General features: G+C 34.6%; 19 protein-coding genes and 2 riboswitches. Of the genes, 15 read left to right on the plus strand and 4 right to left on the minus strand.

The features are described from left to right. The first annotated feature begins 130 nt into the window (after positions 1–130). The 12 genes from R9X47_RS23975 to R9X47_RS24030 all read left to right on the plus strand — a co-directional run bounded on the left by R9X47_RS23975 (position 131) and on the right by R9X47_RS24030 (position 13,527). The gene (locus R9X47_RS23975) at positions 131–919 is read left to right on the plus strand and encodes an electron transfer flavoprotein subunit beta/FixA family protein (protein ID WP_432663614.1); all 789 of its coding nucleotides are present in this window, start codon (positions 131–133) and stop codon (positions 917–919) included. Positions 920–932: 13 nt separating this feature from the next. Beyond that, positions 933–2,150: an FAD-binding protein gene (locus R9X47_RS23980; protein ID WP_432663615.1), complete on the plus strand. Its 1,218-nt coding sequence runs from the start codon at positions 933–935 to the stop codon at positions 2,148–2,150. 23 nt (positions 2,151–2,173) lie between these two features. Next, positions 2,174–3,568 (plus strand): FAD-binding oxidoreductase, encoded by a 1,395-nt coding sequence (locus R9X47_RS23985; RefSeq protein ID WP_432663616.1) that lies wholly within the window; start codon positions 2,174–2,176, stop codon positions 3,566–3,568. A 326-nt stretch (positions 3,569–3,894) separates the two neighbouring features. Next, complete coding sequence (locus R9X47_RS23990) at positions 3,895–4,023, plus strand: hypothetical protein (RefSeq protein WP_432663617.1); 129 nt, start codon at positions 3,895–3,897, stop codon at positions 4,021–4,023. Between the two features lie 4 nt (positions 4,024–4,027). Further along, positions 4,028–5,521: a sodium:solute symporter family protein gene (locus R9X47_RS23995; RefSeq protein ID WP_432663618.1), complete on the plus strand. Its 1,494-nt coding sequence runs from the start codon at positions 4,028–4,030 to the stop codon at positions 5,519–5,521. Continuing rightward, a complete protein-coding gene (locus tag R9X47_RS24000; RefSeq protein ID WP_432663619.1) occupies positions 5,499–7,256 on the plus strand; it encodes a sensor histidine kinase in 1,758 nt (585 codons plus the stop codon). Before R9X47_RS23995 ends, R9X47_RS24000 begins: the two co-directional genes overlap by 23 nt. Then, on the plus strand, positions 7,249–8,634 hold the full coding sequence (locus R9X47_RS24005; protein ID WP_432663620.1) for a sigma-54-dependent transcriptional regulator: 1,386 nt from the start codon (positions 7,249–7,251) through the stop codon (positions 8,632–8,634). The genes R9X47_RS24000 and R9X47_RS24005 overlap by 8 nt, the downstream gene beginning before the upstream one ends. Before the next feature lie 182 nt (positions 8,635–8,816). Further along, entirely contained in the window at positions 8,817–10,052 is a 1,236-nt protein-coding gene (locus R9X47_RS24010; protein ID WP_432663621.1) for an Nramp family divalent metal transporter, read from the plus strand. 60 nt (positions 10,053–10,112) lie between these two features. Further along, positions 10,113–10,904 carry a putative hydro-lyase gene (locus R9X47_RS24015; RefSeq protein ID WP_432663622.1) on the plus strand — a complete coding sequence of 264 codons (792 nt, stop codon included), beginning with the start codon at positions 10,113–10,115 and terminating at the stop codon, positions 10,902–10,904. Between the two features lie 39 nt (positions 10,905–10,943). Then, positions 10,944–11,711, plus strand: coding sequence for a LamB/YcsF family protein (locus tag R9X47_RS24020; RefSeq protein WP_432663623.1), 768 nt, complete (start codon positions 10,944–10,946; stop codon positions 11,709–11,711). A gap of 36 nt (positions 11,712–11,747) precedes the next feature. After that, positions 11,748–12,494 carry a 5-oxoprolinase subunit PxpB gene (gene pxpB, locus R9X47_RS24025; protein ID WP_432663624.1) on the plus strand — a complete coding sequence of 249 codons (747 nt, stop codon included), beginning with the start codon at positions 11,748–11,750 and terminating at the stop codon, positions 12,492–12,494. Further along, complete coding sequence (locus R9X47_RS24030) at positions 12,487–13,527, plus strand: biotin-dependent carboxyltransferase family protein (RefSeq protein ID WP_432663625.1); 1,041 nt, start codon at positions 12,487–12,489, stop codon at positions 13,525–13,527. The genes pxpB and R9X47_RS24030 overlap by 8 nt, the downstream gene beginning before the upstream one ends. A gap of 139 nt (positions 13,528–13,666) precedes the next feature. On the opposite strand, the gene R9X47_RS24035 is transcribed toward R9X47_RS24030, so the two are convergent. The 4 genes from R9X47_RS24035 to R9X47_RS24050 all read right to left on the minus strand — a co-directional run bounded on the left by R9X47_RS24035 (position 13,667) and on the right by R9X47_RS24050 (position 18,018). After that, on the minus strand, positions 13,667–14,812 hold the full coding sequence (locus R9X47_RS24035) for a CD0519/CD1768 family membrane protein (protein WP_432667691.1): 1,146 nt from the start codon (positions 14,810–14,812) through the stop codon (positions 13,667–13,669). Between the two features lie 197 nt (positions 14,813–15,009). Further along, positions 15,010–15,675, minus strand: a complete 666-nt coding sequence (locus R9X47_RS24040; RefSeq protein ID WP_432663626.1) for an AraC family transcriptional regulator — start codon at positions 15,673–15,675, stop codon at positions 15,010–15,012. 317 nt (positions 15,676–15,992) lie between these two features. Beyond that, complete coding sequence (locus tag R9X47_RS24045; protein WP_432663627.1) at positions 15,993–17,054, minus strand: radical SAM protein; 1,062 nt, start codon at positions 17,052–17,054, stop codon at positions 15,993–15,995. Between the two features lie 139 nt (positions 17,055–17,193). Then, positions 17,194–18,018 carry an EFR1 family ferrodoxin gene (locus tag R9X47_RS24050; RefSeq protein WP_432663628.1) on the minus strand — a complete coding sequence of 275 codons (825 nt, stop codon included), beginning with the start codon at positions 18,016–18,018 and terminating at the stop codon, positions 17,194–17,196. A 391-nt stretch (positions 18,019–18,409) separates the two neighbouring features. Continuing rightward, a riboswitch (SAM riboswitch) is annotated at positions 18,410–18,514 on the plus strand. 171 nt (positions 18,515–18,685) lie between these two features. Continuing rightward, positions 18,686–18,790: riboswitch (SAM riboswitch) on the plus strand. 99 nt (positions 18,791–18,889) lie between these two features. On the opposite strand from R9X47_RS24050, the gene R9X47_RS24055 reads away from it, so the two are divergent. From R9X47_RS24055 to R9X47_RS24065, 3 genes are read left to right on the plus strand one after another with little or no spacing between them, the layout of a single operon-like run. Continuing rightward, positions 18,890–20,062, plus strand: coding sequence for a homocysteine biosynthesis protein (locus R9X47_RS24055; RefSeq protein ID WP_432663629.1), 1,173 nt, complete (start codon positions 18,890–18,892; stop codon positions 20,060–20,062). A 3-nt stretch (positions 20,063–20,065) separates the two neighbouring features. After that, a complete protein-coding gene (locus tag R9X47_RS24060; RefSeq protein WP_432663630.1) occupies positions 20,066–20,467 on the plus strand; it encodes an NIL domain-containing protein in 402 nt (133 codons plus the stop codon). A 47-nt stretch (positions 20,468–20,514) separates the two neighbouring features. Further along, entirely contained in the window at positions 20,515–21,237 is a 723-nt protein-coding gene (locus R9X47_RS24065) for a UPF0280 family protein (protein WP_432663631.1), read from the plus strand. Position 21,238: the final 1 nt, after the last annotated feature.

Consider the following 21,238-nt stretch of genomic DNA (forward strand, 5'->3'; position numbering starts at 1 on the left):
TAGAAACTAATACAATATGTAAAAAAGGCTTATAGATTCAAGACGAATCAAATTATGAAGTTTTTAAACTACTTGAGTTGTAGAAATTTCAAATTAGTGGTATGACCATATTACCAAAGGAGGATTTTTAATGGAAATAATTGTTTGTATTAAGCAAGTTCCAGGAACTTCTGAAGTAGAAGTTGACGAAAAGACCGGGGTATTAAAGAGAGACGGTATTGATTCTAAAATGAACCCATATGATCTATATGCAATTGAAACTGCAATGAAGATAAAACAGGCTAATAGAGCGAAGGTTGGTGTTATCAGTATGGGCCCTCCACAGGCTGCAGAAATAATCGAAGAGGCCTTTATGATGGGTGCAGATGAAGGAGCATTATTAACTGATAGAAAATTTGCTGGAGCAGATGTTTTAGCTACAGCGTATACCCTTTCACAAGGTGTAAAAAAGCTAGGCAATCCAGATATTGTTATTTGCGGAAAAATGACTACTGATGGAGATACAGCACAGGTAGGTCCTGAAATGGCTGAGTTCTTAGGAATACCCCATGTGGCAAATGTAAGAAAAGTAATTGAAGTAAAGGAAGCTTCTATTGTTGTAGAAATGGATATGCCGAATACTATAGAAATAGTAGAAATAGAATATCCTTGCCTTATAACGGTAGAAAAAGGAATATTTCAGCCAAGACTACCGTCATTTAAATTAAAGATGGCAACAAAGGATAGAGATATTCCATTCTATAGTTTAAAGGATTTTGAAGATCTGGATGAAATGAAATATGGATTAAAGGGCTCACCCACTCAGGTTTTAAAAATATTTCCTCCTGAAGGAAATAATGACCATGAAATGTGGAGGGGAACAGGGGAAGAAGTAACAGAAAAATTATTCAACAAGTTAGCAGAATTAAAGTTTGTGTAGGAGGAGGGATACAATGGCTAAGATAATAATAAACCAAGACAAGGTTTCAAATCCTGAGGAGCTTATTAAACTTTGTCCCTTTAATGCTATTGATTATATCAATAAAAAACTCGAAATAAATGCAGCCTGCAAGATGTGCAAAATATGTGTTAAAAAGGGACCGGAAGGTATATTTGAATTTGTCGAAGAAGAGACACCTAAAATAGATAAAGACTTATGGAAGGGTATAGCAGTATATGTAGATCATGAAGATGGAGAAATACACCCCGTTACTCTTGAGCTTATTGGAAAGGCTAAGGAGCTTGCAGAAAAAATAAATCATCCAGTTTATGCTATTTTCATGGGACATGATATAAAGGATAAGGCAGAAGAAATACTTCACTATGGAGTAGATGAAGTGTTCGTATATGATGATGAAGAATTAAAGCACTTTAGAATAGAGCCATATACAGCAGTATTTGAGGATTTCATAAACAAAACAAATCCTACTATTATATTGGTAGGAGGGACTACTATAGGAAGATCCCTTGCCCCAAGGGCAGCAGCAAGATTTAGAACAGGACTTACAGCCGACTGTACTATCATAGATGTTCAAGAAAATACAGATTTGGATCAGATAAGACCAGCCTTTGGTGGTAATATAATGGCCCATATATATACGCCAAATCATAGACCACAATTTGCAACAGTAAGATATAAAATATTCTCAGCTCCAGAAAGAAGTCAGAATACGTGGGGAAAAATTATACTATGTGAAATTGAAAAGGAAAAACTCAAGTCAAAAATTACAGTATTAGATGTGAAAAAGAAAGAGAAAGTTGAAAGCATAGAGGATGCAGAGGTTATAATAGTTGCCGGCAGGGCAATAAAAAAAGAAGAAGACTTAAAAATGGTCCATGAACTAGCTAATTATCTTGGCGGTCAAGTTGCTACTACGAGACCACTAATAGAGGCAGGATGGGCTGACCCAAGAAATCAAATAGGTCTTAGCGGTAGAACAGTCAAACCAAAGCTTATAATTGTCTGTGGTGTTTCAGGCGCAATACAATTTGTAGCAGGTATGAACAATTCAGAATGTATAGTAGCCATTAATAAAGACGAAAATGCCCCTATATTTAAGGCAGCCCACTATGCAATAGTTGGAGATATATATGAAATATTGCCAAAGCTTATAGAGAAGCTGAAGGATAAGGATTGTAGAATAGACAATATTAGGGAACTATTGGCTTAATCTTAGGATGAGGAGGGTTTGTTGTGAAATATAAAAGGATTGAGCAAAAGGACATAGATTTTTTAGTGTCAGTTTGTGGAAAAGACAGTATTTTTGTTGGAGAAGAAATAAATGAGGATTTTAGCCATGATGAACTGGCTGGCATTAAGGAATTTCCAGAGGTACTAGTTGAAGTAGCAAGTACCGAAGAAGTATCTAAAATAATGAAGTATGCATACGAGAATAATATACCCGTTACACCTAGGGGACAGGGAACTGGTCTTGTTGGTGCTTCTGTAGCTATTCATGGAGGTATAATGATAAACCTAAGTAAAATGAATAGAATACTTGAGATTGACGAAGAAAACTTGACTTTAACAGTTGAACCTGGAGTACTACTTATGGAAATATCAAAATATGTTGAAGAACAGGACCTTTTTTACCCACCGGATCCAGGTGAGAAAAGTGCTACCATTGCCGGAAACATAAACACAAATGCAGGTGGTATGAGGGCAGTAAAATATGGAGTAACTAGAGACTATGTAAGGGGGCTGGAAGTAGTACTACCAAACGGAGAGATAATGGAGGTAGGCGGCAAGGTAGTTAAAAATAGTTCAGGATACAGCCTAAAGGACCTAATTGTAGGCTCGGAGGGTACTCTATGCATAGTGACCAAGGCTATATTAAAGCTATTACCATTACCTAAAGAGGCCATAAGCCTGCTAGTACCATTTCCTAACCTAGAGCAGGCAATTGAAACAGTACCTAAAATAATCAAGTCAAAAGTTATACCTACTGCCATAGAGTATATGGTTAGGGATGTAATATTGGCATCAGAAGAGTTTTTAGGAAAAAGATTTCCCGATAGCTCATCAGATGCCTATCTACTGCTTACCTTTGATGGAAATAGTAAAGAAGAAATAGAGAATGTATATGAACAAGTAGCCCATATATGTTTAGAAGAAGGGGCTATTGATGTACTAATATCAAACACCCAAGAGAGACAAGAATCAATTTGGTCAGCTAGGGGAGCCTTTCTTGAAGCAATAAAGGCATCGACAACAGAAATGGATGAATGTGATGTTGTTGTACCAAGAAACAGGATTGCTGAATTCGTTAAGTTTACAGATGAGCTTCAAGATAAATTTGATATAAGAATTAAAAGCTTTGGACATGCAGGAGATGGCAACCTACACATATATGTTCTTAAGGATGGCATTTCTGAGGAAGAGTGGCATAAAAAGCTGAACGATGTTTTTGAATGTATGTATAGTAAGGCAAAGGAATTAGGTGGTAAAGTATCTGGAGAGCATGGTATTGGATATGCAAAGATGCCATTTCTTCAAGAATCAATGGGTGAAAAAGGAATAGAACTTTTAAGAAACATTAAGTTAGCCTTTGATCCAAAAAGTATTTTGAATCCAGGTAAAGTTTGCTAGGTATAATTGAAATTAGCTGACTATGAGAGTTTAATTTGATAATAGTTAAATAGAGAATTTTGTAAAGAAAAAAACTATGAGTAGACTAATCGAAAAATCGATTATGAAATAGCTCATAGTTTTTTTTCTTTATAAAATTTGAAATAGGCTGAAAGATTTATTAAAAATAACCACTCTTTGTCCAAAGAGTAAATAATATGACTTTTATAGTAATGAAAATTTTATAAAATAATTCTTATAGAGGAAAATGAACACGAAAAAAGAACTATAATTAATAAATGTTAAGAAAAAGTAATAAATGAGATTACACTTAAGGACGTGGATTGATGAACAGTAGTAGTTTTTTATTGGGCTTGCCATTTAGAACTTGGTTTATTGTAGGTGGATTATTTATTATTTCTACCCTAGCACCGTCGATAGTCGCACTTATTCTAAAGTATAAGAAGGTGATTTAATAAGATGAACAAAAGCTTAATGTATCTAATATACTTTGCCTTTTACACCTTTGTACTTCTATGGTTTGGTAAGGGAGGCTTTAAGAGAACGAAGGATAATAGAGACTTTTTTGTTGCTGGAAGCAGTCTAGGATTAAAGGCAAGTATTTTTACCTTTACAGCAACATGGTTTAGTGCTGCTTCCATGCAAGGTCTCACGGGAACCCTTTATGCCTATGGATATTCAGTTATATTATATTCAGTAGTGGGGTGGTTTTTAGGAGCAATTTTTTTAGTATTCATGGCTGCAAAGCTAAAGGATTATGATATTGTGACTGTCCCAGAGTACTTTAGGATCAGATATAATAGTAGGCTACTCCAGGGACTTGGTGGACTAGTAATAGTAATCTGTTATATTTTATATATTATAATCCAGATTCGTGGGTTTGGAATTGTTATGTCGGAGCTTCTGGACATAAACTATACCCTATCAATTTTTCTTGTATATCTATTCGTTATATATACTACCTTTGGAGGACTATTCTCAGTTACAAGAACCGATGGACTCAATTTCATTTTACTATTTATAGGAACAATTCTAGCCGCATTTATTATATTAAAAGATATTGGAGGAATAACTCTCATGAACCAGAAGGCAGGCCTGATAGCCACAAAACCCTTTCCCGACTTTCCACATGTAATAGAAAAAGGAGGTCTTTTAGACCCGTTTTGTAATGGCCTTCAGAGACCAAGCATGATATTTACTGTCTGCCTTGCATGGGGTCTTGGCCTTGCAGCAAATCCACAGTATGCCATAAGAGTATCTTCAGCAAAGGATAAGAAGACTGCTGTAAAGATGATAAGTTTTTCGGTATTGATATTAGCGGTTATATATGTAGGAATATTAGTAATTGGTATTGGTGCAAGGGTATTGGAGCCATCGGTTGCAAGTATAGCCTCAGTAGATGAGATTTTTCCCTATATAATTAACAATGTAATTTACTCTCCACTAAGTGGATTTATATTGATAAGCATAGCTGCTGCAGCTATATCAACTGCAAACTCACAGCTCCTTATATTAGCAAGTGGATTTAGTTATGATATATATAAGAATTTTATCAATCCCAAGATAAGTGAAGAAAAGCTATTGAATCTCAATAGGCTATCTATATTTTTAGCAGGAACTATATCATTGATACTTTCTATTAAGCCACCAACAAGTCTTTTAATCTATGGAAGTTATATTTGGGGAATTTTTTCAGTGACCTTCTTACTGCCATTGTATGGTGGGCTATATTGGAAAAGGGCAACCAAGGAGGGTGCTATGGCTTCCTTTATAGGTGGATTGATAACAATAAGTATATTTTTTGCTATAAACACTCTTATAAAACCATCGGACATAGTTATCCATCCTGTTTTGCCGGCAGTAGTAGTATCATTAATACTATTTTATGTAGTTAGCAAAAGAACTTATGACAAGAAAAAGGTGATTGATAATGAAGTGGGATATAGAAAATAAAATGCTCATTCCATTTATGATATTAGTAATATTGCCAATTATAATTTTAGGTATAGTATCATACTGGAATGGATATCAATTACTTCTAAATAATAAAACAAAAAACTTTGAAGATAATCTTGATGACCATATGGTATTCATTAATATGGTGGATAAAGAGTCCAATGGTGATGACTTAGCCAAAGAAAGGGTTATCGACTACTTTAAAGAGCTTAATAAAAATGGTTTGGTTGTCTTCGAAAACAATAAGCTAATCTTAAATAACCTTAATAGAGATAGTTCATTTGTTGAGAGAATTTTGAGTGAAGCTATTAGAACTAAAACAAATGCATATAGCGATGAAGATTTATTATTTGTATATCGAAGCTTTGATAAGTGGAAGTGGACTATTGGATATGGATTAAACAAGGATATCTTTACAGATGAACTAATTGAGATTCAGAAATATACCCTTTTATTAGCGATTATATTCTTGGTCTTTTCAATGCAGGCTACTATCTTAATATCCCATAATATCTCAAAACCCATGAAGATACTAGCCGACATGTGCTATAAAATTGGTAAGGGAAATTTAAATGAGAAAATAAATATAAATAGAGAAGATGAGATAGGAATATTGGCTGAGGCCTTTAACAACATGGTTAGAAAGCTTAATAAGAATACAAGAAAACTATTAGATATGAAAAAATATAACGAGGATATTCTTAGAAACATTTCTATTGGGATTATAACAACAGATAAAAAGGGGAAGGTTCTGTCGATAAATCAAGCTGGAGAAAACATATTAGAATATAGCACAAACTCCTCTGAAGAAAAAGAAAAGGTCCATAATACTCTAATGAAACAGCTAAATGAAACCATCTTAAAAGAAGAAAGTAAAGAAGCGGTAATAGTTTTTAATAGAGCTGTCGATGGCAATAAACAGTATTTAGATATTACCACGTCTCTTTTAAGAACCGATAATAAGGAAACAAATGGAGCAATATGCAGCTTTAGCGATATCACAAAGAGAAAGAGGATTGAGAATAATATTGAGAGAATAAATAGGCTGACATCAGTTGGTGAGCTAGCCGCTGGATTAGCACATGAGATCCGAAATCCTCTAGCTGGAATGAAAATGAGTGTTCAGGTTTTAAGAGGAAGGCTGTGCAACGAAGATGATGAATCAAACCTGAAACTTTTTAACAGTACTATATATGAAATTGATAGGCTAAATAATCTTATAACTGAGTTATTGGATTTTGCAAAGCCCCATTCACCTAAATATGAGATAACAAATATTTTAGAAATCTTAAATATGTCATTGGATCTTACAAAAAAAGATATGAGGGAAAAGGATATAAAGACAAATGTGTATATAGAAACCAGCAATCTTTCAGTCTTTGTGGACAAGGCACAAATTGAACAAGTATTTATAAATATAATAAAAAATGCCGTGAGGGCATCAAAACAGCAAGGAAAGCTTAACATTAAATTGAATATAGTGTCTAGGGAAAAAGAGAAGTTATTATGCATTAGCTTTGAAGATAATGGAGAAGGTATTAAGCAAGAAAATCTTGAAAAAATATTCAATCCTTTTTTTACTACTGACCCTCAAGGAACTGGACTAGGTTTATCCGTTGTTCACAAGCTAGTTATTGAGAATAATGGAGAAATTGAGGCCAAGAGTATTTTAGGGAAGGGCACTAAATTTGAAATTAAATTTCCTATTAACGGCGGTGATATAGATGAATAAACGAATACTAATAATTGATGATGAGAAAACCATCTGCTTATCTTTAACCGAGGGGTTAAAGGATCTCGGATATGAAGTAGATTCGGCATTTGATGGTAGAGACGGTCTAAGAAAGGTTTTAATCTTCAAGCCCCATGTAGTATTTCTTGACATGAGGTTAGGTAATGAGAATGGGATTGAAATACTGAAGAAAATCAAAAGAGATGATAATGATACTGAAGTCATAATAATGACTGCCTATGGAAATATCAAGACTGCAGTTGAGGCAATAAAAAATGGAGCATTCGATTATATAAAAAAACCCTTTGATCTAGAAGAAGTGCACATAATAATATCAAAGGCCCTTGATAATTTAAAAATGAAAACAAAACTATATCTATTAGAAAAAGAAAAAGAATATGATAGCAATTCAATGATAGGAAAGAATCCTACGATGTTAGAAACATATAAACAGATTAATATACTGTCTCAAAATGATGGGGTAACTGTACTTATAAGGGGAGAGACTGGGACTGGAAAGGAATTGGTAGCCGAGGCGATACATAATAAAAGCGACAGAAGTAAGGCACCAATAGTAAAGATAAACTGTGGAGCTATACCAAAGGAACTTGTGGAGAGTGAATTATTTGGATATGAAAAAAGTGCTTTTACTGGAGCAGCTTCTAGAAAAAAGGGGTTATTTGAAGTTGCGGATGGAGGAACTGTATTTTTAGATGAGTTGGGCGAAATACCTATGGACATGCAGACAAAGTTATTGAGATTTCTAGAAGATCGCAAATTCAAGAGAGTGGGGGGGCTTCTAGATGTAAGTGTTGATATAAGAATAATAGCCGCAACCAATAAGAATTTAGAAGAAGCCATTAAAGAAAAGAAATTTAGGGAGGATTTGTACTATAGATTAAATGTAGTTCCTGTTAATTTACCTCCTTTGAGAGATAGGGGCGATGATATATTATTGCTTGGGAAATATTTTTTAGCTAAATATAATAAAAAGTTTAATAAGACTATTGAAGGATTCAGCAGAGACGTGGAATTAAGGCTACAGTCATATAGCTGGCCTGGGAACGTTAGGGAGTTAAAAAATGTTATAGAGAGAATAGTTATATTGTACAATGTTGAGTATATTGATGTTGGGCATTTACCCACGGAAATTAGAGAACATGATATTGATAAAATTAATATAAATGATATCATGTCCAATGACTTTCAAGAAAGCTTTGACGAAAAATTTTCTCTAGAAGATGAGATACAAAGCATTGAAAGAAGATACATAAATAGGGCTCTGGCCGATACTAAAGGAAATCATTCTAAAGCAGCAAAACTATTAGGTATAAGTAGATTTGCCCTAAAAAGAAGAATAGAGAAATATCTTCTATGAAGAAATGAGCGACTTCGCACAAATTTTGCGAAATCGCTCATTTTCTATGTTCGAAATCGCACTATTAATGCTGTGAACAATATCTAAACTATTCACAATATAGAGAAAATAACAAAAAAACCTTGGCATACATATTGCAATATAGGTAAGAGAAGTAATATATTATTCTAAGGAGGTATAGCATGGAAACATCAAGAACGAAGAAAAGCTTCATGGAGAGATTGAAAACAATGGGACCTGCTGCCATAGTAACAGCAGCCTTTATAGGTCCAGGAACGGTTACAACCTGTTCATTGGCAGGAGCTGGTTTTGGCTATTCATTGCTTTGGGCAATGGTATTTTCAGTATTTGCAACTGTGATACTTCAAGAGATGTCAGCTAGACTAGGTATAGTTACACGAATGGGTCTAGGAGAAGCATTAAGAGAGCAGTTTGAGAATCCATTAACCAAGTATATAAGCATTTTCTTAGTTATATCTGCAATAGGCATTGGCTGTGCAGCCTATGAAACAGGAAACATTTTAGGTGGAGCCCTAGGTCTTCAATCAATTACAGGAATATCTATGAACGTTTGGGGACCGGTTATGGGTATTGGAGCATTTATACTATTATATACTGGAAGCTATAAATTAATTGAAAAAGTACTTATTTGCTTAGTTGTTCTTATGAGTTTAACATTTATAACTACAGCAATAGTAGTTGGACCTGATTGGGGACAGATCCTAGCGGGAATGTTTGTTCCAAAAGTACCAAAGGGATCGGTATTTATAGTTATGGCATTAATCGGTACTACGGTAGTTCCATATAATCTATTCCTTCATTCCTCAGCTGTTCAGGAAAGATGGAAGGATTCATCGGGCCTCGGAGAAGCAAGATCAGACATTTTTATATCAATAATCCTAGGTGGATTAATATCAATAGCAGTAATGATAACGGCTTCAGCGGCATTCTTTGGAACTGGAATTGGGATAAAGAGTGCTGGAGATATGGCGAAACAGCTTGAACCTTTACTAGGTCAGTGGGCGAAATATTTCTTTGCCTTCGGGTTATTCTCTGCGGGACTTTCATCATCAATAACAGCTCCCCTTGCAGCGGCATATGCAACAGCAGGAGCACTAGGATGGGAAAGGAACTTTAAGGATAAGAAATTTAAGGCAGTATGGATGCTAGTTTTAGCCATAGGTATTGTGTTCTCTGCTATAGGATTAAAACCTCTTTCAGCAATTATATTTGCACAAGCGGCAAATGGAGTATTACTTCCAATAGTAGCTGTTTTCCTTTTATCAGTAATGAACAATAAAAAAAGATTGGGTAAATATGTTAATAGTAGAGTTGTAAATATATTAGGAAGTATAGTTGTTCTTGTAGCCATTGGACTTGGACTTAGAAGTATACTTAAGGTTTTAGGCCTTATGTAAGATGTTAACATACCGGAGGGTCAAACCTCCGGTTACTATTGTTGAAGGGAGGCAAGAAATATGCTTGAGTTGTCATTTGAAAAACCTTCAAAGGTAAGAGAACAAATTAGAAAAGGGATGATTCAAGGACCTACTGCAGGATTTTGTAGGGGGTATGCCCAGGGAAATCTAGTAGTTTTACCTAAAAGTCTAGCCTATGATTTTTTACTTTTTGCCCATAGAAATCCTAAACCATGTCCGATTTTAGAAGTAACTGATATTGGAGAGAAGGAGTTAAAAGTCATCTCCAAAGGTTCGGATATAACTACTGATATATCTAAATACAGAGTATATAGGAATGGTCAATTAGAGGGAGAATATTTTGAAATACAAGAGCACTGGAGAGATGATTTTGTAGCCTTCGTATTGGGGTGTAGCTTTACATTTGAATCGGCACTAATTGATGAAGGAATTCCAGTTAGGCATATAGAATCTAGGAAGAATGTACCAATGTATATAACAGATATTGAATGCAAATCTGCGGGCGTGTTTTCAGGACCGATGGTAGTCAGCATGAGACCTATACCGCTAGATAAAATAGTGAAAGCTGTTCAGATAACTTCAAAATATCCAAGGGTACATGGTTCACCAGTTCATATTGGGAATCCAAAGCTAATAGGAATAAAAGATATACATAATCCTGACTTTGGAGATTCCGTAGAAATAAAGGAAAATGAGATACCGGTTTTTTGGGCATGCGGGGTTACTCCTCAAGCTGTGGCAATGAATGTTAAGCCGGAAATAATGATTACCCATGCACCTGGTCATATGTATATATGTGATGTAAAAAATGATGAGCTAGCTGATTTGTAAAAGTAAGCCAATGAAGAAATAAAATTAGAAGGTGATGATATGTTTAGGGTAGATTTAAATTGTGACCTTGGAGAGAGCTTTGGAAACTATGTCATAGGAAACGATGAAAAAATACTAGATTATGTAACTTCAGTAAATATAGCTTGTGGCTTCCATGCTGGGGACCCTGTTGTGATGGAAAGAACAGTAAGGTTAGCCATAGAAAAGGGAGCTAGTATAGGAGCGCACCCTGGATATCCTGATTTGATGGGATTTGGGAGAAGAAGCATGAATATAAGTATGGAAGAAGCCAGAGCATATATGATTTACCAAATTGGAGCATTAAAGGCCTTTGTCGAAGCCTGTGGAGGAAGACTTCAACATGTAAAGCCCCATGGGGCCCTTTATAATGCAGCCGCTAAAGATCATGAGCTTGCGAAGACCTTGGCCCAGGCAGTTTACGATGTAGATAGAGAACTAATATTTATGGGACTAGCAAACTCTGAAATGATAAGGGCAGCAAAGGATATAGGACTTAAAGCATCAAATGAGGTATTTGCCGATAGAGCCTATAATAATAATGGAACCTTAGTATCAAGAAAACTCAAGGGTGCAGTAATACATGATACAGAAACTTGCGTTGCTAGAGTTCAGGGTATGATTAAAAAGGGAGTAGTTAAATCCATAGATGGAATGGATGTGGAAATAAAGGCTGATAGTATTTGTGTTCATGGTGATAATGTGATGGCCCTAGAGTTTATAAAGAGTCTAAGAGAAAAGCTCACAAATAATGGAGTGGAACTTACAGCTTTAAAGGATATAATTTAATGGGTTGTCTTGACTAACTAGAAGGGGTTGCTGGCTATGTATAAAAAAAGTAAAATTCTTGCCTCTGGAGACAGCGGAATAATTTTGGAAGTTGGCGATGGGATTTCTGAGGAAGTAAATAGAAAAATAAGAGCTTTGTCCTATTGTATTGAAAGGATGCAGCTAAAAGAAATTATTGAGATTATTCCTACTTATACAACGGTTTTAGTATTATACAATCCCCTTGAAACCTCATATAAGGAGCTTGCAAAAAGATTAATGGATATAGAGGAATCTATAGACGATATAGAGCTACCTCCAAGGGAAGTAGTTCATATTCCGATATTATATGGAGGTGAGTATGGTACTGATCTAGAGCATGTGGCTAAACATAATAAGTTAACCGTAGAAGAAGTTATAGACATCCATAGCGGAACAAATTATTTAGTATATATGCTGGGATTCACACCGGGTTTTCCTTATCTCGGTGGAATGTCTGAAAGAATTTCTACTCCAAGATTAGAGACGCCCAGAGAAAAAATTACAGCAGGCTCTGTAGGAATCGCAGGTAATCAAACTGGGATATATCCAATAGATAGTCCCGGTGGCTGGCAGCTGATAGGACGAACACCGCTAAATCTATTTGATGCTAAGAGAAAACCATCTGTTCTTTTAAAAGCTGGACAATACTTGAAGTTTCAGCCAATTTGTAAAGAAGAATATGAAGTAATATGTAAGGAGATAAAAGAAAGTAAGTATAGCATAAAAAAGACAATGTTTAAGGAGGGCGAATATAATGTGTAGTATAAGGATTCATAATCCAGGCCTCCTAACAACTATCCAAGATGCTGGAAGAATAGGTTATGGCCAGTATGGGATACCAGCCGGTGGAGCTATGGACACATTGTCTTTACAATTTGCAAACATATTAGTCGGTAATGATCGATATGAAGCTGCTATGGAAATAACCTTTATGGGTCCTAAAATTGAGTTTGACTCAAATTTAATTATATCCATTACAGGAGGGGATATTTCTCCTAGAATAAATAATAAAGAAATAGAAATGTATAGTACTGTTTATGTGAATAGAGGTGACATCTTAAGTTTTGGACAGTTGAAGAGGGGTTGTAGATCGTATCTAGCAGTATCGGGAGGATTTAAGGTAGAAAGCCTCATGGAAAGTAAATCCACATATCTAAGAGGAAAAATAGGGGGATATAAGGGTAGAAAATTAAAGATAGGGGATATTGTACCAGTTGATATAGAGAAGAGTAAAAAATATCTAGGGGTTAGGAAAATACCAAAGGAGCTAATACCAGTATTTGATAGTCAATATATAGCTAGAGTTATAATGGGTCCTGAGGATGAGAGATTTACTCAGGAAGGTATAGATACGTTTTTAAATAGTGAATATACACTCACAAATCAATGTGATAGAATGGGATACAGACTAGGTGGACCTAAAATTGTACATGAAGACGGAGCAGATATAATATCAGGGGGTATTACATTTGGAGCCATACAGATACCTGGTCATGGAGAGCCAATAATAATGATGGCCGATAGACAAACCACCGGTGGATATACTAAGATAGCAAATGTAATCTCTGTTGATTTACCATATCTTGCTCAGCTTAAAACTGGCGATAGAATAAAATTCGAGAAAATAAGTATAGTTGAAGCTCAAAAGCTTATAAAAGAAAGAGAAAGAAAGTTGATTAGATGCATTGAGGATATGAAAGAAAATACAATAATAAAAGATGTAAAGCGTATGAGTAACTATTTAATAACAATAGATGGGAAAGAGTTTAATATAGGTGTTCAGGAGTTTATCTAGAATTAAAAAAAAAGTATCTATTTTCATAAAATTCATTATGTATAAAAATAAAAATGGGGTTGTCTCATAAAGCAATCCTATGAGTACAGCTCCAGGATGCTTCAGAAATTCATCATTCTGAGACACCCTGTTTAAGTTATTATGTGAGTAATAAATATATATAGTGTGCTGATATTCCAGCGACCAATCCGCCAATTGTATGACTTGTTATAGCTGCTGAAATAAGTTTTCTATGCTTTAATGCATCCATCATTCCGACATGTGTACTTAGATAACCGCTCCAACACATCCCCATGGCAGTAAATACCGCAATATCATTTCCACCTATTATTCCTAGGTCTAGAAATTTTGGAACTAAACTAATTGCTGCTCCAACAGCACCTAGAGAGGTGATAGGAAAAGCTATTGCTTCAGGACTTGAAAAACCAAATAGAGGCTTAATGATTGGGGCTAAAAGATTTCCTAGCTTAGGTAGTAATGCAACGCCTTCAAATGCAAGACCTTGGTAGCCTATGGTTGGGTCCTTAGGGCCAAAGGTCAATGTCATGATTATAGTACACACGAATAGTAGACCTGGGATAATCGCTATTCCCATTTCTACGCCATTTTTACCACCCTCAAGCATTGCAGTCATAAATCTTATAAAGAAAGAGTCTTCTGAATTATTGTTTGACGATTCTGAAGTATTTTCCAAATCATCTTTAGGAACTTCTCTCTTTTCAGCCTTTGAAAAATACCCTTTTTGCTTAATCTTATATGACATTATACGAACGCTGACAATACTACCAATAATTGCACCTAAATTTCCTATTAAAGCTTCCTTGAAAAATCCAAATCCTATCATGAATGTAGTAAGTATCAGTCCCATACCGAAGGATGTTCCTAAATTACATAGGCACGGAACTTCATCTTCATTAAAATATTCAAGATAAGATTTATCATTTGCAAGGGTAATAACTGCAGGGTTATCGGATAAATAAGTTGTTACGACACCTAGAAAAGATGCACCTGGAAGATTGTAAAGTGGCCTCATAAATGGTGAGAAAATGTAATTTAATATTTTCACAACACCAAACTCTGAAGCAAGATTGCCAGCAGCTCCCATTATAACAGATATTGCTAGTATATAGAAAGCAGTCTCTAGCAATAAACTATAGGCAGTTTTCATGAGTGATGAAAATAAATTCGATGTATCCATACTAAAACTCAAATAACCTATAAAAAGACCTGTAAGAGATAAGAATGCTATTGTAAATAGTGCTTCTCTATGACTTTTCCTTTCCATACTGATCATATTGATACCTCCGAATAATTATTTATGAATTCCTAAATTCTTAAATAATTATATAGTTTGAAGGCTTATTTCTCTATACAGTATTTCAGATGATTATTAGCAGAATCTCAGTTTGGATAGCTCTTTTATCTGGTCAAGAAGAGTCTAAATAATAGCTTATTACAATATACTTCTTAGGGATAAAGATACTAGGAATTCAACTTTCTATACTCAGTGGGATTCATATTTTCTAATAGCTTAAATATCCTACAGAATGACGAACTGTGATCATAACCTACTTGATTAGATATTTCACTAATACTATACTTTGTTGTTAATAAAAGCTCTTTAGCCTTTTCGATCCTTAATCTTTGAATATAGTCTCTCGGCGTCATTCCTGTTTGCTTTTTAAACCATTCAGTATAGTAATTAACATTATAATGCTCTAGTGCTGCTAAATGAGATACACTTATACTCTCGTTATAGTGTTTATTGATATAATCTATTGACTTGGATTTTTTTCTTTCAATAATCTTATCGTATAAATAGAAAAATAAATACTTAACTGATTCAGAATCTGGATTTTCCTCAATTTCCTGAGTAATTAGACTAATCAATAATGAAATTCTGTTATCAATCAAAGTCTTGCTACTTGATTTCAGTTTTTCCATATCTGTCTTTTTAATCATGCTATTAGGAATATTAATTACTAATGATTTTTTTCCAGATTCGCTCCTATATTGATGATAACAATTAGGTGGTATAAAACCTAGAGACTTATCGTCGATTTGAAAATTTCCATAATCTGTTTGTATATAGACATAGGACTCAAGAGGAATCACTATCTGAGCATACGAATGGTTATGACAGCTCATTTTCCTTGAAATCTCTACAATGCTACAAGTTATTTTATTGATATAATCACCTACTTTTCACCTTTCGGATATTAAATGTTGTAAAATATAACACAATAAATACTATAGTTAGTAGAAAAGTAACCTTTGATAAAATTCAACCCGAATTTTTTATGAACAATTCAGATTCAATATAATCATTCTAGCAAATTTTAGTATTTATATTCAAGTAGGTATCAAGGGTTTTAATAAAAATACAATCTGGTGAAAAGAAATTGTGATATTTTTATAAGCTTTGAAAATAGCAATACTTTTTAGTCCATAGAAATTGCTTTAAGTTAAGAAATTAACTCATCAATCCATTCTTTATTTTCATATAAAGCACATCCACCTTGTGATTCCTGCAACAAATGATGGTTATCTCTTATCTTTTTTAGCATATTAGATTTTAAAGCATCTATTAAAGATTTTTCTTTCAAATTAACATCAGAAATTGGAGCAAAAGGGCACGCTTCTACATTACCAGTACTACTTATATGCAAGAAACCTCTACCTGCTGCTAAACAACCACCAAAAGCTTCCTCGTCTCCAGGTAAGGGGATAGCCAACATAGAATAATTCTTACTGAGTGTACTTATTTGCATAATTAGATCTTCTTTTTGTTTCTCGGTCAAACATAAACCTTTATCACCATTGCAAGGTACATATTCTATTAAAAATACTGCTCTACAGCCCATTTTTTCTAAATTAGACAAATAAGAATCGTTAATAACTAAATCATAGTTTTTACTTGTTAAGGTTATCGATGTTCCGAATATAATTTTACTGTCATCAAGTTTCTGCATAACCGACATAACATTTCTATACACACCGTTTCCACGTCTCTCATCGGTAGATTCTTCGTCACCTTCTAAGCTAAATGCTATTATCAAGTTCTTAATGTCTTTTAGTTGCCTTGTTACCTTATCATCTATTAATAATCCATTTGAAAACATAACAAATAGAGTATCACTGTACTTTTTAGGAATATCTAGGATATTCTTTTTTACGAGGGGCTCTCCACCAGCTATCATAATAATACTTACTCCTAAATCAATACCTTCTTTGACTATATTATCTATATCATCAATAGTCATCTCATCGTCTTTAACTCTGTTTTGAGCACAAGCATAGCAGCTAGCACAGGATAAGTTACAATCATTAGTAACGCTAATAATCAATATAGGAGGAACAGTAACATCATCACTCGCCAATATTTCTGCCCTTATTTTCTCTTGCTTTTTTAGTTTTACAACAGCCTTTGCATACGACGGTAAATAATTTGTTCTACCTGATAAGAATCTTCTATTTTCTATTAGATTCTTACTCATCGCATTATTAAATAATTTAACCCCATCCATTATATACACCTCACAAAAATTATTAATAGAGCAAATTGCATAATTACAATCCTAAAAAACTTACTACTATATATAGTCTTAAATTCCACAGAGCTATACCATATTTATTATGCAATTTCTTCAATTACTTACTTAGCTTCTAAAGAAATGCATCAGGCTCTTTTCTTTTATCTCTATATTTAACTACATTGTCTACGGATTTAATCAATGCTGGACTCGCAGACTTTATTGCCTTTTTAGGACATGCGTTAGCACAGCCATAACAACCAATACACTTATTTATATCAAATTCTATATTCCCCTTTAATGTAATTGCTTCCGTAGGACAGTGCTTTACACATTTGCCGCATTTAATACATGAATCAGACACAGATAGCTCTTTCCATGAGTTTGGAAGTTTCACTCCTAATCCTGGTAGGGCTGAAATTAGAGCGCATTTAATAGTTGAAAATGCACCTTCATCTGGCCAGTCTATTTTTAGTTTTCTATTAAAACTAAGATCCTTTAGAATTACTACTTTCTTATAGATGTCTTCCCCAAACTTAACCTGTATTCTTTCGTCCTTTGCATCGGGTCTACCTGTTGCGACATTTGATGCAAAAGTGTGTTGACCGATAAATCCTCCACCGGCTACCATTTTAAAGCCTCTTTCTTCCATTGCCTTTTTCATTACAATGAGAGCCTTTCCATAATAACCATTACCACAGGTAACAGTTCCAACAAATGGAGTACCATTTCCATTTAAGGTACCAATGATTTCAGCTGGTAGACCAAATAGTTTAGATGCTGTCGGCATTCCAAGTATCACAAGGTCGTCTTTTGAGAAGTTATATGTTTTTTCTCTGTTTTCTTTTCTTAGCATATCATGCTCTATGATTTCAAGATCCTTCATGCCCTTTGCAATGTTTTGTACTGTCTTTTTTGTTGTACCGCCGGGACTAAAATAAATTAAATGTACTTTCATTTTATCGCCTCTTTCATATAAAATTTTAAAAGATTATCTTAAAAAACACTTCTGAATATCATATAAATTTAGCATTCTAAAGAAATATTAGAGTTACTGAATTCTAATACTTTACTATATTTCTCTCTGCTTTCATTATTTATCATGCTATAGCCTATGATTTCATATTGTTTACTATATCGCGGATTTATATTCCGTGGAATATAAACATAATATCATACACGTTATTATGTGTCAAGGAATATATATATGGTTTTATTAGGTTGTAATTGCCAATGATATTGCCTTGTATTATCTACCTTGAAAGTTGAGAAAAAATTTTGAAAAAAGTGTTGACAATTGTTATTAAGGACAGTATACTTATAATCAATCATAAAAGTGAATAATTAATCTCTTATCAAGAGTGACGGAGGGATCTGGCCCTATGATGTCCGGCAACCGGTACTATATGTACAATGGTGCTAATTCCAGCGGTAGTGATACCGACAGATGAGAACGCTGAGTTTATTAAGCCTTTTCCACTGTTGGAAAAGGCTTTTAATATTTTATATATAAGTTACGAAAAATCTATTACATTCCGAAGATTTAACATCCCCAAAAACGCTGGCTGTCAAATCTCCAGAAAGTAAGATGTTTATCGTATTATATATATCAAAACTAAATATTCTTCTTATCAAGAGTGATGGAGGGAACTGGCCCTATGAAATCCGGCAACCTGTACTCCGTGTACAAAGGTGCTAAATCCAGCGGTAGTGATACCGACAGATGAGAATGCTGTGATTAAAAGCCTTTTCTCTGTCAGAAAAGGCTTTTTTAAATATTTAGAAAATTAGAAAACAAATAATCAATAATTATCTAAGGGGGAATTAATGTGGCAGTGAAAAAATCCTATGAGGAGATTAACGAAAAGATAAGAAATGGTACAGCTGTGGTAGTTACTGCTGAAGAGGTAATCGATATTGTTAAGGAAAAGGGGATAGAAGAGGCTACAAAATATGTGGATGTTGTTACTACAGCAACCTTCGGACCTATGTGTTCTTCGGGAGCTTTTCTTAACTTTGGGCACTCAGATCCGCCAATAAAAATGTCAAAGGTACATTTAAATGGAGTACCTGCGTACTCAGGACTTGCAGCTGTTGATGTATATATAGGAGCAACTGAAGAATCGGAAGATAAAGGAATGGAGTATGGCGGAGCCCATGTTATCTGTGATCTAATAGATGGAAAGAAAGTTCATCTAATGGCAACGGCCCGTGGTACAGATTGCTATCCATGTAAGGAAGTAGAAACATATATCACTAAGGAATCCATCAACGAGGCATACTTATTTAACCCAAGAAACTGTTATCAAAATTATAATGCAGCTATTAATACTTCTGATAGAAGGATATATACCTACATGGGAATATTACAGCCCGATCAAGGAAATATAACATACTCAACGGCAGGTCAACTAAGCCCTCTTTTCAATGACCCGCTATATAGAACTATCGGTATAGGCACAAGAATATTTCTAGGTGGAACCGTTGGATATATATCATGGCAGGGTACACAATTTAACTCCGCATGTAATAGAGACGAGAATGGAGTGCCACTAGGTGGAGCTGGAACATTAGCCGTAATAGGGGATCTTAAGAATATGAGCACGGAATACATTAGACCGGCAGTTTTCGAAAATTATGGTACATCAATATTTGTAGGTATAGGTATTCCTATTCCAATACTTGATGAAGAAATGATGAAGTATGTATCCGTTGAAGACAAAGATCTTCATACAAATATAATTGATTATAGTGTCCCAAGAAGAAGCAAGCCGAGTCTAGGTAGAGTAAGCTATGCAGAGCTTAGAAGCGGCAAAGTAACTGTTGATGGTAAAGAAATCAAAACGGCACCGCTATCAAGTCTTCATAAGGCCCGTAAGATTGCCGATGAGCTGAAGGATTGGATTAGGAAGGGTGATTTCCAAATACAAGAACCGGTGCAGCCATTACCATTAAATAATAAAGTGAATTCCCTTGAAATAGTAGAAGAAGAGGAGGCGTAGGATATGAAAAAATTATTACTATTATCATTCCCAACAAATTTAACGGGTGAACCTATTACATACACCCTTATAAAAAACTATGATTTAAAAATAAATATCCTACGAGCGTCGATAGATTACAATATTGAGGGGTCCTTATTCCTTGAAGTAGAGGGATTAGAAGAAAAAATCGATCTAAGTATAGAATATCTAAAAATTGTAGGTGTAAAGGTTAAAGTAATAAAAACCGCAATAACTATAGATGAAGATAAATGTGTTAACTGTGGAGCATGTACATCGATCTGTGAAGTAGGAGCCCTTACAATGAGCGACGACTGGAAGATAGAATTCCATAAGGATAGATGTCTTGACTGTAAACTATGTATAAAAGCATGTCCAGTTAGGGCCATAGCAAGCATCGTTTAAGTAGGCGTGATGATATAAGACAGAGGTTATTTGGGGATGGTGATTAAATGTACGAAGAAAGATTTTATAGAGAATACATGAAGGCAGACAATTTCATAAATTTCACAGTAATTGATAAGGAATCGGATCTACACATATCCGCCAAAACTAACCTTGTGAAGGAAGCAAAACAATATCTTGAAAAGTATAGAACAGCCATTAAGGACTACGGTGATAATGATACTGAGTTCTATAAAAGTTTAGTACCCTTAGAAGTTTCAAAGGATGCTGATGAAATAGTAAAACATATGGCTGAAGCAGCGAACCATGCTAATGTAGGCCCAATGGCTGCCGTTGCAGGTGCTGTATCACAATACGTGGGCCTCGACCTATTGAATTACACAGATGAAATAATAATCGAAAATGGTGGAGATATATTTATAAAAACAAATAAGAGAAGAAAAATACTAATTTACGCTGGTAATTCTCCATTTTCAGAGAAGATTGCATTATCAATATCTCCAGAAGATACGCCCCTTGGAATATGTACCTCGGCAGGTACGATTGGACATTCCATAAGCTTTGGAAAGGCCGATGCGGTGGTTGTTTTATCAAAGGATACCCTATTGGCAGATGCAACTGCAACGGCTATAGGAAATATCATAAAGGACCCAGATGACATAAATAAAGGAATAGAATACGGAAAGGCCATCGAAGGCATTGAAGGTATTTTAATAATTATAGAAGACAAGATGGGTGCATGGGGAAAGATAGAGTTAGTTAAACCATAAA

The sequence above is a fragment of the Wukongibacter baidiensis genome (assembly GCF_050888315.1).
GTDB classification, from domain to species: domain Bacteria; phylum Bacillota; class Clostridia; order Peptostreptococcales; family Caminicellaceae; genus Wukongibacter; species Wukongibacter baidiensis.